Source organism: Novosphingobium aureum (genome assembly GCF_015865035.1).
GTDB classification, from domain to species: Bacteria; Pseudomonadota; Alphaproteobacteria; order Sphingomonadales; family Sphingomonadaceae; genus Novosphingobium; species Novosphingobium aureum.
In genome coordinates, this window is the sequence record NZ_JADZGI010000002.1 from 210,905 (window position 1) to 224,112 (window position 13,208).

12 protein-coding genes are annotated in these 13,208 nt (G+C 65.9%); 5 read left to right on the plus strand and 7 right to left on the minus strand.

Features of this window, described 5'->3' with window-relative positions:
• Positions 1-72: 72 nt before the first annotated feature.
• Entirely contained in the window at positions 73-813 is a 741-nt protein-coding gene (locus I5E68_RS14115; RefSeq protein ID WP_228727202.1) for an arylesterase, read from the minus strand.
• Positions 814-907: 94 nt separating this feature from the next.
• Between I5E68_RS14115 and I5E68_RS14120 the strand changes: the two genes are divergently transcribed.
• Together I5E68_RS14120 and I5E68_RS14125 are read left to right on the plus strand one after the other, a co-directional pair.
• A complete protein-coding gene (locus I5E68_RS14120) occupies positions 908-1,618 on the plus strand; it encodes an ABC transporter ATP-binding protein (protein ID WP_228727244.1) in 711 nt (236 codons plus the stop codon).
• Between the two features lie 19 nt (positions 1,619-1,637).
• Positions 1,638-4,139 carry an ABC transporter permease gene (locus I5E68_RS14125; RefSeq protein WP_197165669.1) on the plus strand — a complete coding sequence of 834 codons (2,502 nt, stop codon included), beginning with the start codon at positions 1,638-1,640 and terminating at the stop codon, positions 4,137-4,139.
• Here I5E68_RS14125 and I5E68_RS14130 read toward each other — a convergent pair.
• Positions 4,126-4,722 carry a hypothetical protein gene (locus I5E68_RS14130; RefSeq protein WP_197165135.1) on the minus strand — a complete coding sequence of 199 codons (597 nt, stop codon included), beginning with the start codon at positions 4,720-4,722 and terminating at the stop codon, positions 4,126-4,128. The two genes, I5E68_RS14125 and I5E68_RS14130, sit on opposite strands and share 14 nt — an antisense overlap.
• Positions 4,723-4,735: 13 nt before the next feature.
• Positions 4,736-5,218: an RDD family protein gene (locus tag I5E68_RS14135; protein WP_197165137.1), complete on the minus strand. Its 483-nt coding sequence runs from the start codon at positions 5,216-5,218 to the stop codon at positions 4,736-4,738.
• 260 nt (positions 5,219-5,478) lie between these two features.
• Between I5E68_RS14135 and typA the strand changes: the two genes are divergently transcribed.
• Complete coding sequence (gene typA / locus I5E68_RS14140) at positions 5,479-7,311, plus strand: translational GTPase TypA (protein ID WP_197165138.1); 1,833 nt, start codon at positions 5,479-5,481, stop codon at positions 7,309-7,311.
• A 309-nt stretch (positions 7,312-7,620) separates the two neighbouring features.
• Positions 7,621-8,241: a YitT family protein gene (locus I5E68_RS14145; protein WP_197165139.1), complete on the plus strand. Its 621-nt coding sequence runs from the start codon at positions 7,621-7,623 to the stop codon at positions 8,239-8,241.
• Positions 8,242-8,268: 27 nt separating this feature from the next.
• On the opposite strand, the gene budC is transcribed toward I5E68_RS14145, so the two are convergent.
• A complete protein-coding gene (gene budC, locus I5E68_RS14150; RefSeq protein ID WP_197165140.1) occupies positions 8,269-9,042 on the minus strand; it encodes a meso-2,3-butanediol dehydrogenase in 774 nt (257 codons plus the stop codon).
• A 253-nt stretch (positions 9,043-9,295) separates the two neighbouring features.
• Here budC and I5E68_RS14155 point away from each other — a divergent pair, with 253 nt between their 5' ends.
• Positions 9,296-9,673: a hypothetical protein gene (locus I5E68_RS14155; protein WP_197165141.1), complete on the plus strand. Its 378-nt coding sequence runs from the start codon at positions 9,296-9,298 to the stop codon at positions 9,671-9,673.
• 109 nt (positions 9,674-9,782) lie between these two features.
• On the opposite strand, the gene I5E68_RS14160 is transcribed toward I5E68_RS14155, so the two are convergent.
• From I5E68_RS14160 to I5E68_RS14170, 3 genes are all read right to left on the minus strand, one after another.
• A complete protein-coding gene (locus I5E68_RS14160; protein ID WP_197165142.1) occupies positions 9,783-10,622 on the minus strand; it encodes a TorF family putative porin in 840 nt (279 codons plus the stop codon).
• 271 nt (positions 10,623-10,893) lie between these two features.
• Positions 10,894-12,432 (minus strand): SulP family inorganic anion transporter, encoded by a 1,539-nt coding sequence (locus I5E68_RS14165; RefSeq protein ID WP_197165143.1) that lies wholly within the window; start codon positions 12,430-12,432, stop codon positions 10,894-10,896.
• Complete coding sequence (locus I5E68_RS14170) at positions 12,429-13,118, minus strand: carbonic anhydrase (protein ID WP_197165144.1); 690 nt, start codon at positions 13,116-13,118, stop codon at positions 12,429-12,431. Before I5E68_RS14170 ends, I5E68_RS14165 begins: the two co-directional genes overlap by 4 nt.
• Positions 13,119-13,208: the final 90 nt, after the last annotated feature.

The window sequence follows — 13,208 nt, forward strand, 5'->3', positions numbered from 1 at the left end:
CACCCGCCTTATCGACTTTCGCTCAGGCTGAGCTTGTCGAAGCCGGGCTGGCGAGGATAAGACGTGCGCAGCTCAGGGCACCCCGGCTCCATCGGGCCGCGCAAGAAGCGCGGCTGCAACATCGTCCACCGTCGCGGTGACGATCGCGTCGACCCCGAGCGCGGTCGGGTGGACGTGATCGTCCTGCATGAGGTCGGACTTGTCGATCACCGGCTGGAGGAAGAACGGCACCAGCGTCGCGCCATACTTCTCGGCAAGTTGCGGATAGATCGGGTTGAACTTCTCGGCATAGTCCTCGCCGAGGTTGGGAGCCGCAAGCATGCCGAGCAGGACGACGCGGATGTCATCCTGCTTGAGCCGCTTGAGCATCGCCTCCAGATTGGCGCGGGTCTCTGCCGGGGGGAGGCTGCGCAGCATATCGTTGCCGCCTAGGCTGATGATCACGAGTTCTGGCTTCTCGGTCTGGCTCTTGAGCGTAAAGTCGAGCCGCTGCAGTCCCGCCGCCGTGGTATCGCCCGAAACCCCCGCATTGACGATCCGCGCATTCACGCCGCGCGCGCGCAGCGCCTGTTCGAGCCGGGCCGGATAGCTCTCGCCATCATTGAGCCCGTAGCCTGCCAGAAGCGAATCCCCGAAGGCGAGGATCGACCGCTCGGGCCCCATCACCGGGATCTCGGGACGGGCATCGAGTGCCGATCCCGTAGCCGCATCGCTTGGTGCCGGAGCCGGATCGCAACCGCCCAGCAGCACGAGCGGTACGGCTCCCAGCGAGAGGATCAGGCGCGAAAAGAGGCGATCGGACGGGCGAGCCAAGGCATTCTCCTTGTGAAACGGCAGCTTGCCCCCCCATATGGGGCAGGTGACCACAAGTTCCCACTCCCCCGCATCGACAATCGGCCAAGACACGATGATCGACCATGCCATCCAGGCCCAGGGCCTGCGCCTGACGCTCGGCCAAGGGCCCAGCGCGGTCGAGGTCCTCAAGGGCGTCGACCTCTCCGTACCGCGCGGCCAGACCCTGGCGCTGCTCGGGCCTTCGGGCTCGGGCAAGTCCTCGCTGATGTCGGTGCTCTCGGGCCTCGAACGCGCGAGTGCGGGAGCGCTCGAAGTGGCAGGCAGCGACTTTGCCGGGCTGGACGAGGACGGCCTTGCAAGGGCCCGGCGCGGACGCATCGGCATCGTCTTGCAGGCGTTTCACCTGCTGCCGACGATGACCGCGCTCGAGAACGTCGCCACCCCGCTCGAACTCGCAGGCCTGGACGGCGCGCGCGAACGGGCCATGGCAGAGCTCGAGGCGGTCGGCCTCGGCCACCGCCTCTCGCATTACCCCACCCAGCTTTCGGGCGGCGAGCAGCAGCGCGTCGCCATTGCCCGCGCGCTGGCCCCGCGCCCCAGCCTCGTCTTCGCCGACGAACCGACCGGCAACCTCGATGCCGCGACCGGCCAGTCGATCGTCGAACTGCTCTTCGCCCGCCGCGCCGAGACCGGCGCAACGCTTCTGGTGATTACCCACGACGAAAGCCTGGCGCAGCTGTGCGAACGCATCGTCACCATCGCCGACGGGCGCATCGCGCACGATACCGCCGCCACTGCCGCCCCGGAGCCGACGCTTGGCTGAAGCCACCCTGTCATGGCGCATGGCCTGGACAATTGCGCGACGCGACCTCTCCGCCCGCTTCAAGGGCCTGCGCCTCCTGCTCGTGTGCCTGTTTCTCGGCGTTGCCGCGATTGCCGCGATCGGCACGCTGACCAGTTCGATTGAAACCGAACTCACCTCGCGCGGCCGCGAGATTCTGGGTGGCGACATCGAGCTGCGCGCCTGGCAGCGCAGCCCCGACGCCGAACAACTGGCTGCGCTCGACAAGCTCGGCACCGTCTCGCAGGGCCTGCGCCTTCAGGCCATCGCGCGCGTTGGCGACACTTCCGCGCCGGTCGCGCTCAAGGCGGTAGATGATCGCTGGCCGCTTTACGGCAAGCTCGAACTCACCGACGGACGCCGGGTCGGCGCCCCGCCGGAAGGGCAGGTCTGGATCGCCAAGGCCAGCGCGGCAAGGCTCGGCATCGCGCCCGGTGACACGGTCGCGATCGGCACCCGTACGCTCGAGGTCGGCGGCGTGATCGCGCAGGACCCCGAGCAGCTGAGCGAAGGCTTTGCGCTGGGCGACCTTGCGATCACCGGCATAGACCTGCCCGCCGAGGCCGGGCTGACGCTGCCCGGATCGATGTACCGCAGCGCGACGCGGGTCCGCTTCAGCGATCCCGCACGCTCGCCCGAGGCCGCGCTCGATGCCTTCGCCAAGCGCTTTGGCGAGGACCAGTTCGAGACGCGCACCCGCGACGGCGCGAGCCCCTCGACCGCGCGGTTCGTCGAGCGCATGGGCCAGTTCCTGATCCTTGTCGGCCTCGCCGCGCTGGTCATCGCAGGCATCGGCATCGGCGGCGGGGTGTCCTCCTACCTCGAGGCGCGGCGCACCTCGATCGCGACCTTCAAGGTGCTGGGCGCGACCAGCCGCGACATCGCGCGCATCTACCTGCTCCAGATTGGCGCCGCCGCGCTGACCGGCAGCCTTGCCGGGCTTCTCGCCGGGGTGGCGGTGACCCCGCTGCTCGCCGATGCGCTGGGCGAACTGCTGCCGGTGAACAGCGGCCTCACCGTCTCGCCCGCAGCACTGGCAACCGCAGCGGGGTACGGGTTGCTCGTCGCGCTGGTCTTCGCCGCGCCGCCGCTCGTGCGGGCGCGCAGCTTCCCCGCCATGGCCCTGATGCGCGCCCGGGTCGCCCCGCTTACCGCTGGGTGGCGCGCCCTCCTGCTTCCGGTAGGGCTCGGTCTTGCCGCAATCGTCGCGCTGGCGCTCGTCAATGCCGCGCAGCCGATGGTCACGCTGGGCTTTCTTGCGGGCGCGGCGCTGATGCTCGGCCTGCTCGCGCTCGTCGGCCTCGCCATCCGCCGCCTTGCCGCGCGCCTGCCGCGCCCGCGCGACCCGGTCCTGCGCGCAGGCCTCGCCAACCTGCACCGCCCCGGCGCGCAGACGGGCGCGCTGGTCACCGCGCTCGGCTTCGGGCTTTCCGCCTTCGTGCTGATCGCCGCGGTGGAAACGAGTCTTGACGCAAACATCCGCTCCACCCTGCCCGACCGCGCGCCCGATCTCTTCGTGCTCGACGTGCCGCGCGACAGCGCAGGCGAGTTCGACCGCATCGTCGAGCGCACGGCACCGGGATCGGTGGTCAAGATCGTGCCCAACCTGCGCGGCCGGATCATCGCTTATGGGCCAAGAGACGCGATGACCAGGGTCGCCGACCTCGACGAACTGCCCGAGGGCGCCTGGGCCCTGCGCGGCGAGCGCGGGCTGACCTATTCCAGCGGCGTTCCCGAGGGCAGCACGGTCACGTCTGGAAAATGGTGGTCCGAACTCTACCGGGGCGAGCCGCTGGTCTCGCTCGACGAGAAATTCGCCGATGCCGTTGGGCTGAAGGTCGGCGACTACGTCACGGTCTCGCTGCTCGGGGTCGAGCGTACCGCGCGCATCGCCGCATTGCGCCGGATCGACTGGGACACGATGGGCTTCAACTTCGTCCTGGTGTTCTCGCCCAATACGCTCGCGGATGCCCCGCACAACCTTGCCGCCACGATCGAGCTGCCAGAGGGCACATCGGTCGATGGCCTGCTGCCGAGACTGGTGCGCGCGCTTCCCTCGAGTTCGGTCATCGAGACCGGCTCGCTACTGCGCGATGCCCGCGCCTTGCTCGACAAGATGGCCGTCGCGATCCTCGCCGCGGCCTCGGTTGCCGTACTTGCGGGTCTTGCCGTGCTGATGGGCGCGATCGCCGCCGCCCGCGCGAGCCGGACCTACGACAACGTGATCCTGCGCGTGCTCGGCGCAAGCCGCCGCCAGCTGCTCGTCCTGCAACTCGTCGAGTACGGCGTGCTCGCGCTCGTTCTGGCGCTGATCGCCCTTGCCGCAGGCAGCGCAATGGGCTGGGCCGTCATGACGCAGCTGTTCGAATTGGCATGGCTGCCCGACTGGCCGCGCGTGCTCCTCGTGCTGGCCACGGGGCTGGTGCTGGTGCTCGCCTTTGCGCTCGGCGGCTCGCTGCCGCTCCTGCGCGCCAGACCCGCTCGCGCGCTCAGGGAGCTATAGCCTCGTTGCTGCGGCAGGTCGAAGAATTGCGAAAGGGCGAATAGGCACCGCAATCCGCGTACCAACGTTCGGGCAGCTTACGCACGCCTTGCTGGCGCAAAAAGGCATGGAGAGCATCGATCAACTTGCCGGTCGCAGGACTTGGCCAAGCGCTGGTCGAGAAGCCGGAAGTGGAAATGCGATAGACATCCTCGTCGAGGGACATCACCATTTTCATGGGCACCGGGTCCAGGACTATCCAGCCCTTGCGAGGAGGGTTGGCGGCGAGAATGCGCTTTTGTTCGCGGCAGAACGCGAGAACTTCAGCCGGCTCGATCTCGAGAGATTCTCGAAAATAGGGATCCGGACTCTCCTCGCCGGTCCGATACGCGGCGAACTGGGCATGGGTGGCACTACTTCCGCCCGCGCGCAAGGTCACCTCATAGCGCAGGCCCGAGGGCCCGCCCCAGATCGCCGCCGCATAGCGGCAGCTTCTTGGAGCGAGCCTCGGCCCGGCATTTGCCGGATCGTCCAGAGCCGCCGCGCGATCCGCTTGCTGCGAACAGGACGCTGCGAGGACAAGGGCCGCGAGCGCCGCAGCCACCCTGCCCTGCATATCAGGCGAAGACGTCCGCGCCCGTCTCGAGCTCGCGCGGGTCGCGAGTCTTGTAGACCAGCGTGCTCGCGAGCATGTCGTGCAGCCCCTGCTTGCGCGCGGTGAAGGCGACCATGATGTAGCCGATCAGCATGATCATCGCCGAGAGGATCTTGGCGAAATAGCGCCCCGTTGCACGCAGGAACGAGATGCGGTTGCCTTCAAGGTCGGTGACCACCAGACCGATCGCCAGCTTGCCGACCGTGGCCTGGAACTTCGAGCTTTCCATCAGTGCGTAGTAGAGCCAATTCGTGACCAGGCTGATACCTGCCGGCTGATAGAACGAGGCGCCCATCGCACCCCCGCCGGAGAAATCCGTCATGTAGCCTTCGCTCATCCAGCCAAAGCCGAGCACCCCGCTTATCACCGACCAAGCGATCTGCAGGACGATGCCATCGATGATGGCCGCGAGAACGCGCCACCAGAAACCACCATACGGTACCATGTTGCCCCCATTGCATGCGTGCCAGTGCGAGGAATGTCGCGCCGAGATTGCCTCAGCATCCATGTATTCGCCGGGGATTCAAAGACTTTTTCACCAAGTACTTGCAACTAAGCGGCATGTTTGGTGCCGCTCGGGAGCGGGTTTCGCACCGCGCGACTTGCGCTGGGCGCTTGCCGCGCTGCCACATATCAGTTAAGGGCGCGCGGATTTCGCGGCGCATTGTGCCCCGCAACGCGCCCCTCTTATCGTAAGGCCCAGACATGTCCGCCCCGCTTCCCCTGCGCAATATCGCGATCATTGCGCACGTCGACCACGGCAAGACCACCCTCGTCGACCAGCTCTTCCGCCAGTCCGGTACCTTCCGTGACAACCAGCGCGTCGAGGAGCGCGCAATGGACTCGAACGACCTCGAGAAGGAACGCGGGATCACGATTCTCGCCAAGCCGACCTCGATCGAGTGGGAAGGCCTGCGCATCAACATCGTCGACACCCCGGGCCACGCCGACTTCGGCGCCGAGGTGGAGCGCATCCTCTCGATGGTCGACGGCGTCGTCCTGCTGGTGGACTCGTCGGAAGGCGCGATGCCGCAGACCAAGTTCGTGACCGGCAAGGCACTGGGCCTCGGCCTCAAGCCGATCGTCGTCGTCAACAAGATCGACCGTCCCGACGGCCGCGCCGACGAAGTTCTGAACGAAGTCTTCGACCTGTTCGTCAGCCTCGACGCCAACGACGAGCAGCTCGACTTCCCGGTACTCTACGCCTCGGGCCGCAACGGCTATGCCAGCGACGACATCGATGCGCGCGAAGGCAACCTGACCCCGCTGTTCGAACTGATCCGCGACCACGTTCCGGCCCCGAGCCTCGACGTCGACGCGCCCTTCTCGTTCCTCGCCACGCTGCTCGACCGCGACAACTTCATGGGCCGCGTGCTCACCGGCCGCGTCCAGTCGGGCGTGGTCAAGATGAACGACCCGATCCGCGCACTCGACCGTGACGGCAAGGTCATCGAGACCGGCCGCGCCTCCAAGCTCATGACCTTCCGTGGTCTCGAGCGCGTCCCCGTCGAGGAAGCACGCGCAGGCGACATCATCGCACTCGCCGGCCTCGAAAAGGCGACCGTCGCGCACACCATCGCCGACCCCGCCGTGTCCGAGCCGATCCAGTCGCAGCCGATCGACCCGCCGACGCTCGCGATGCGCTTCGCCGTCAACGACAGCCCGCTCGCCGGGCGTGAAGGCGACAAGGTCACCAGCCGCCTGATCCGCGATCGCCTGATGCGCGAGGCAGAAACCAACGTCGCCATCCGCGTCACCGAGAGCGAGGACAAGGACAGCTTCGAGGTTGCCGGCCGCGGCGAACTTCAGCTGGGCGTCGTCATCGAGACGATGCGCCGCGAAGGCTTCGAGCTGGGCATCTCGCGTCCGCGCGTGCTGTTCAAGGAAGACGAGAACGGTGGCCGCACCGAGCCGTACGAGACCGTCGTGATCGACGTGGACGACGAGCACTCGGGCACGGTCGTCGAGAAGATGCAGCGCCGCAAGGCCGAGCTGACCGACATGCGTCCCTCGGGCCTCGGCAAGACCCGCATCACCTTCTCGGCCCCCTCGCGCGGCCTCATCGGCTACCACGGCGAGTTCCTCTCGGACACGCGCGGTACCGGCATCATGAACCGCCTCTTCGAGAAGTACGGCCCCTACAAGGGCCAGATCGAGGGCCGCCTCAACGGCGTGCTCATCTCGAACGGTGCGGGCGAGGCCAATGCCTATGCGCTCAACAACCTGGAAGACCGCGGCATCCTCTTCGTCGCTCCCCAGGAAAAGCTCTACGAGGGCATGGTGATCGGCGAGAACGCCAAGCCGGACGACCTCGAGGTCAACCCGATGAAGGCCAAGCAGCTGAGCAACGTGCGCTCCTCGGGCAAGGACGATGCGATCCGCCTCACCCCGCCCAAGGTCATGACGCTCGAGCAGGCCATCGCCTACATCGACGATGACGAAATGGTCGAAGTGACCCCGCAGTCGATCCGCCTGCGCAAGGTCTACCTCGATCCCAACGAGCGCAAGCGCATGAGCCGCAAGAAGGCCGACGCCTAAGCGCGAACGGCCTTGCAGCCCCGAATACGAAGCCCCCGCCGCGCAGATGCACGGCGGGGGTTTTGCGTTTGCCGGGGGACATGACGATCAGCGCTGGCCTTCCGCGGCACCCCCGATTCGGGGTGGGCGCCCGATGCTGGAGCGCAGCAATCAGCCCTGCACGGCAGATTTGCGTTGTTTCCAAGCCATTTGAAGGCCCCATTCAAACACCGCTTGACGCAGCGCACAAAGACGTAAAAATACAAGCACTGGAAAGATTGTTACCGCATGCGCAATGGCGCAGCGGAGATCTCCTTGGGGCCCCATCGCATGACTCAACCGACCGAGCCGCCCCCGGGCGTGCCGCATAGCCTGTTCGAAGACGTATACGCCGTTGTCGTGGGCACGATCCTGCTCTCGCTGGGCGTCGTGATCCTGCAGAAAGCACAGCTCGCAACCGGCGGCGTTGCCGGACTTGCGCTGACCGTCAGCTACATCACCGGCCTGCCCGTCGGCTTGCTCTATGCCGGACTTACGCTGCCTATGCTGGCAGTGACCATCCGCGACATGGGCCGCGCCTTTCTGGTCAAGACGCTGCTCGTCACGCTCGGCGTCTTCGCAGTGACGAGCATCGCGCCAATGCTCTTCGAGATCGCCCGCATCAATACGCCCACCGCCGCGATCATGGGCGGCACGGTAATCGGGATGGGTGCGCTGGCCCTCGCCCGCCATGCTGCGGGTTCGGGCGGTTCCGGTGCGCTTGTGCTGTGGTTCTACCGGACAAAGGGCTGGAACGCTGGCCGCTCGCAAATGGCCTTTGATGCCTGCGTGCTGCTCCTCTCGCTGTTCACGCTCGACCTGACGCGCATGCTGTGGTCGCTGCTCGGCGTCGCGGCCACGGGCGGTATCCTCTACGTGTGGCACCGCCCGGGCCGCTATACCGGCTACTGAGGCGCGAGTGTCCCAGTCTCGCCGGCCTTACTGGAGCGCCGGGAAATTGGGCTGGCCATTGGAAGCACTGACCCCGCCGTCGACCGGCAGGTTCACGCCGGTGACGAAGCGCGCATCGTCCGAAGCGAGGAAGGCGACGACATCGGCGACATCCTCAGGCTCGCCGAAGCGTTTGATCGCGACGCGCTGCATGAAGGCGTCCTTGATCTGCGGGTTCTCGATAAGGTCACCGGCCATCGCCGTGCGGGTCATGGAAGGACACACCGCGTTGACGCGAATTCCGTCCTTGCCCCATTCGAGGGCGAGCGAACGAGTGATCTGGGTCACAGCTCCCTTCGAGGCAGTGTAGATCACCATCTGGTAGTCTCCGCCGATACCCGAGACACTCGACGTCAGGATGACCGAACCCTTGCTCTTCCTGAGCGCGTCATAGGACGCGCGCAGGCAGCGCATGGTACCCTTGACGTTGATGTCGATGACCTTGTCGATGTCCGCATCCTCGGCCTCGGCAAAGGGGCCGCTCACGGCAACGCCGGCATTGGCATGGAGCACGTCCAGCCCACCGAAGCGCTCGACCGCGCGCGCGACCAGATCCTCGGCGAAGCCTGCTTCGGAAACGTCACCGGGCACGATCAGCGTTCGCTCGGCCTCGAGCGTGGCAGCCACCTCGGCCAGCGTGTCGGCCGAGCGGGCGTTTAGCACGAGATTGGCGCCCTCCCGTGCAAAGCGGCGCGCGGAGGCCGCACCGATGCCACTGGAGGAGCCGGTAACGATGACGGTCTTGCCGGTGAAACGGTCCATGGGAAATCCTTGTCTGATTTTGTGTCTATGGTTTCCCAACGCAGCCACGCACGGCTTGATCCTTGCCATCCATGCAACGCTGCTTTCAGCGAGCGCGCCTGACCACAATCGGCATTATTCATACAAAGTCAGACAAACCTGAACGGTATCTGCAAACTCCGCTCCGAACCCGTTCAGCGGCGATGCTCTAGAAGGAAGATCAACAAGGGCAAACGGCACGTGCCCGTGCCGCCCCGCTTAGGGAGTTTGCATTATGAATTTCTGGAAGAAGACCATCGTCGCCGGCACGCTTGCCGCTACCGCCGCCGTCAGCGCCACCCCGGCCATGGCGCGCGACTATCATCGCGGCAACGACAATACCGCAGCCATCGCCATCGGCGCGGGCGTGATCGGCCTCGCGCTCGGCGCGATCATCGCATCGGACAAGAATGACAACGATCGCTACCGTGACCGCCGCTACGTGAGCAATTCGGACTGGCGCTACCGCGACGGCTACTACTGGGACCGTGACGGTCGCCGCTACAGCCGCGATGCCTACGAACGCCGCAGCCGTTACGATCGCGACGATCGCTACTATGACCGCCGCCGTGGCTACGACCGCGACCGCGGGGACTATCGCCGCGGGTACTGACCCTAGCGGAACGCTGCCTGTCGTGCCGGGGGGCGCGGCAGGCAAAAAAGACGCCCGGCCGATCCTCCCGGCCGGGCGTCTTCATGTTCGTTCAGGCCTTGGCGCTAAGTCAGAAACCGCCCGAGATCGAAAACAGGATCGTGCTCCCCGCGATCGCCGAACCATCCTTCGATGACGAGAAGTTCGGCATGAGGTAGGCCGCTTCCGACTTGCTGATATCGGTATCGACGTAAGCGACACCCAGCGTCACCGGACCAAGCGCGTAGTCCGCGCCAAGCTTCCAGTCGACGTATTCACCGGTCGGCGCCGGGCTGGTGCCCCAGGGGCCGAGGCCCGGATTACCGTTCGAATAGCCGATGTGCGCGCTCAGCGTCAGGCCCGTGTCGGGAACGCCGAAGCTGGCATCGGTCCACATGTAGAAGTTGTCGCCCTTGTCGCCCGGATTGTCGTAGTCGGCCGAGGCGGCGCTGTTGTACCAGGTGCCGAGCGCTTCCTGCTTGGGCGCATAGGCGACGCCGGTCTGGATGCTGGCAGGGCCGATGTCGCCCGAGAGCTTGATGTAGGGCTCTGCGAAGTCGGTGTTGTCGAGGCCGCCCGGGAACATGTACCAGGTCACGCCGACGTCGACGGTGACGCCGTCGGTTACTTCCATGGCGTAGCCACCATAGATGTCGAGTTCCATGTTGGCACCGCCGAAGGTACCCCAGCCCGACAGGTTCGAGCCCCAGGTGCCGACATAGAGCCCGCTCTCGTGGGTGACGTCGAAACCGCCCTGGATCGCCATTTCCTCGTCAGTCATCGACACGCCACGGAAGCGGTAGTCAGTGACGAGCGCGACATTGCCGGAAACGGTAATGGGACCCGGCGCATCCTGCGCCATGGCCGGATTGGCAGCTGCAAGGCAAACAGCCGCGAAGCAGGCGGCGCCTGCAAGCATACGAATCTTCATTTCTGGAACGTCCCTCATATTATGTGGTTTTATACGTTCCTTCCCGCGTCCGAATTGCCGGGCCCTACTTCGTGGCGAGCCCGTTTCAATCCGGCCCGCCCTATTTACACGAAATTTCCTTACACGCCACTTGTAAACAGTTCACGAGTGTTGCGCCGTTACATCACTCGCACCAATCCATAGTCACGAAAAAGGGCGGATTCGCTGATGCGAACCCGCCCTTCGGTTTTAGCCGTGGCAAAAAAAAGTCAGGCCTTGCCCATCCCGTGACTTAATGTGTCGCCAAGGGACGGAGAATCGCATCGGAACCGGTCACCCGATCCGAATGCCCGCCCTGTCGGCGACGTGCGATCCACTCGCTCAGCGTCTCGGCAGTGGTGTGATCCATCGCCTTGACGCTATCGAGATCGAGGTGGACCGGTTCGCCATGCGGCTGGCGCTCGAGCACCGCGTTGAGCTTGGTCAGCCCGACGAAGGTTGCAGCCCCGTGCAGCGCGACGCGGCGGCCCTGCTCCTCATCGTGCTCGTGCACCTTGAGACGGATGTCCTTGAGGTGCGGCAGCAGTTCGACCAACGAGAGCGCGAGGCCGACCAGCACGCCGGTCAGCAGGTCGGTCGAGACCACCAGCACGAAGGTCACCGCCCAGATCGCCGCCGGCAGGTAGCCGTGGTTCTTGAACAGGTGCGTGACGTGCTTGAGGCTGACCAGACGCCAGCCGGTGACGACCAGCACGCCGCCCAGCGCCGCCATCGGCACCTCGCGCAGCAGCCAGGGCAGCAGCGCGATGAAGGCGAGGATCCAGCACCCGTGCAGGATCGCCGAGAGGCGGGTCTTGGCACCGGCCTGGACGTTGGCCGAAGAGCGCACGATGACGCCGGTCATCGGCAGCGCGCCGACCAGACCGCACAGCATGTTGCCAATGCCCTGCGCGCTCAGTTCCTTGTCGTACTTGGTACGCACGCCATCATGCATGCGATCGACCGCCGCCGCCGAAAGCAGGGTCTCGGCGCTGGCGATGAAAGCGATCGCGAGTGCCGCGACGAGCAGGCCCGGCTGGGCGAGCGGAGCGAACCATTCCGCGCTGAGCGGGATGGCGAAAGCCGCTGCAATCGAGGCAGGCACTTCGATGCGCGCGACCTCGAGCGAGAAGCCCCACGCCATCGCGGTGGCAGCCACCACGCCAAGCAGCGCGCCGGGAACCAGCGCCATCGACTTGGGACGCAGCTTTTCCCAGCCGAGCATGACCGCGATGGTCAGCACGCCCAGGCCAAGCGCGATCTCGGTCGCGGCAGCCGAGGAGAAGTCCAGTCCCAGAACGCGTGCGGGCATGGCCGCGATGTTCTCGAGCCCGCTCGACATCGGCTTGGCATCGAACAGGATGTGGAACTGGCCGATCACGATCAGCGCGCCGATGCCAGCGAGCATGCCGTGGACCACCGCCGGGCTGATGGCCCGGAACAGGCCGCCAAGCTTGAGCCAGCCGGCAACCAGCTGGAGCACGCCGGCAACCAGCAGCACCGGCCCCAGTGCCTCGATGCCGTTCTCGCGCACGAACTCGAAGACGATGACCGCGAGACCGGCCGCAGGACCCGAGACCTGCAGCGGGGAACCAGCGAAGAGGCCGACGATGATGCCACCGATGATACCGGTGACGAGGCCCTTTTCAGGCGGGACGCCAGAAGCGATGGCGATACCCATGCACAAGGGCATCGCCACCAGGAAGACCACGATCGAGGCGGTGAAGTCCCGCCCGAAATGCGCGAAAGGCCCGCTGCGCGCGCCCTCCACTGCCTGAGTGGAAGTGCTCATTCTGCTGCCTCCGTGAAGACGCTGGCGATCCGGCTCTTGGCCGCGAGCGCGACCGGCAGGGGCCGGTCCTCGCGCAGAGGCACGAACTCGCCGGTTTCGCCGTCGAGGCCAAGGACCTGACCGGCATGAATGTCGACGAACCAGCCATGAAGCGTGACCGCTCCGCGCGCGATACCCGCTGCGACCGAAGGGTGCGTGCGCAGGTGGCCGATCTGGGCGATGACGTTCTCGAGCGTGATCGCGCGCACGCGGTCTTCACCCTCGAGTTCACCGTGGCAGGTGCTCACGATATGCTCCGCGGCTGCACCGTGGCGCAGCCAGGCAGCAACGTTCGGCATGGCCTCGAGCCCGGTGGGATCGGCCAGTGCCTTCATCGCGCCGCAGCCCGAGTGACCGCACACGATGATATCGGTCACACCGAGCGCAGCGACGGCATATTCTACCGTCGCCGTCACGCCACCGTTCTGCGTGGCATATGTCGGCACGATGTTGCCGGCGTTGCGGCACACGAACAGGTCGCCGGGCTTCGCCTGCATGATCTGCTCGGGCACGATGCGCGAATCGGCGCAAGAGACGATCAGCGCCTTGGGCGACTGGCCATGGGTGGCGAGCTTTCCGAACAGCTCGCTACTGGCGGGATAAATCGTTTTTTCGAAGTGGAACACACGGCCAATAAGCTCGTTCACGTTTCGTCACCTTGTTCGCTTTTGACGTTTCTCTCCCAGACACACGTCCGGCGGGATTGTCGTCAGAAACTAGGGACAATGGTTGTCGCC

Bases quoted from the DNA above. Each gene is read 5' to 3' on its own strand.
- I5E68_RS14120 (WP_228727244.1), top strand. From the start codon at position 908: ATGATCGACCATGCCATCCAGGCCCAGGGCCTGCGCCTGACGCTCGGC.
- I5E68_RS14125 (WP_197165669.1), top strand. From the start codon at position 1,638: ATGGCCTGGACAATTGCGCGACGCGACCTCTCCGCCCGCTTCAAGGGC.
- I5E68_RS14135 (WP_197165137.1), bottom strand. From the start codon at position 5,218: ATGGTACCGTATGGTGGTTTCTGGTGGCGCGTTCTCGCGGCCATCATC.
- typA (WP_197165138.1), top strand. From the start codon at position 5,479: ATGTCCGCCCCGCTTCCCCTGCGCAATATCGCGATCATTGCGCACGTC.
- I5E68_RS14145 (WP_197165139.1), top strand. From the start codon at position 7,621: ATGACTCAACCGACCGAGCCGCCCCCGGGCGTGCCGCATAGCCTGTTC.
- budC (WP_197165140.1), bottom strand. From the start codon at position 9,042: ATGGACCGTTTCACCGGCAAGACCGTCATCGTTACCGGCTCCTCCAGT.
- I5E68_RS14155 (WP_197165141.1), top strand. From the start codon at position 9,296: ATGAATTTCTGGAAGAAGACCATCGTCGCCGGCACGCTTGCCGCTACC.
- I5E68_RS14160 (WP_197165142.1), bottom strand. From the start codon at position 10,622: ATGAAGATTCGTATGCTTGCAGGCGCCGCCTGCTTCGCGGCTGTTTGC.
- I5E68_RS14165 (WP_197165143.1), bottom strand. From the start codon at position 12,432: ATGAGCACTTCCACTCAGGCAGTGGAGGGCGCGCGCAGCGGGCCTTTC.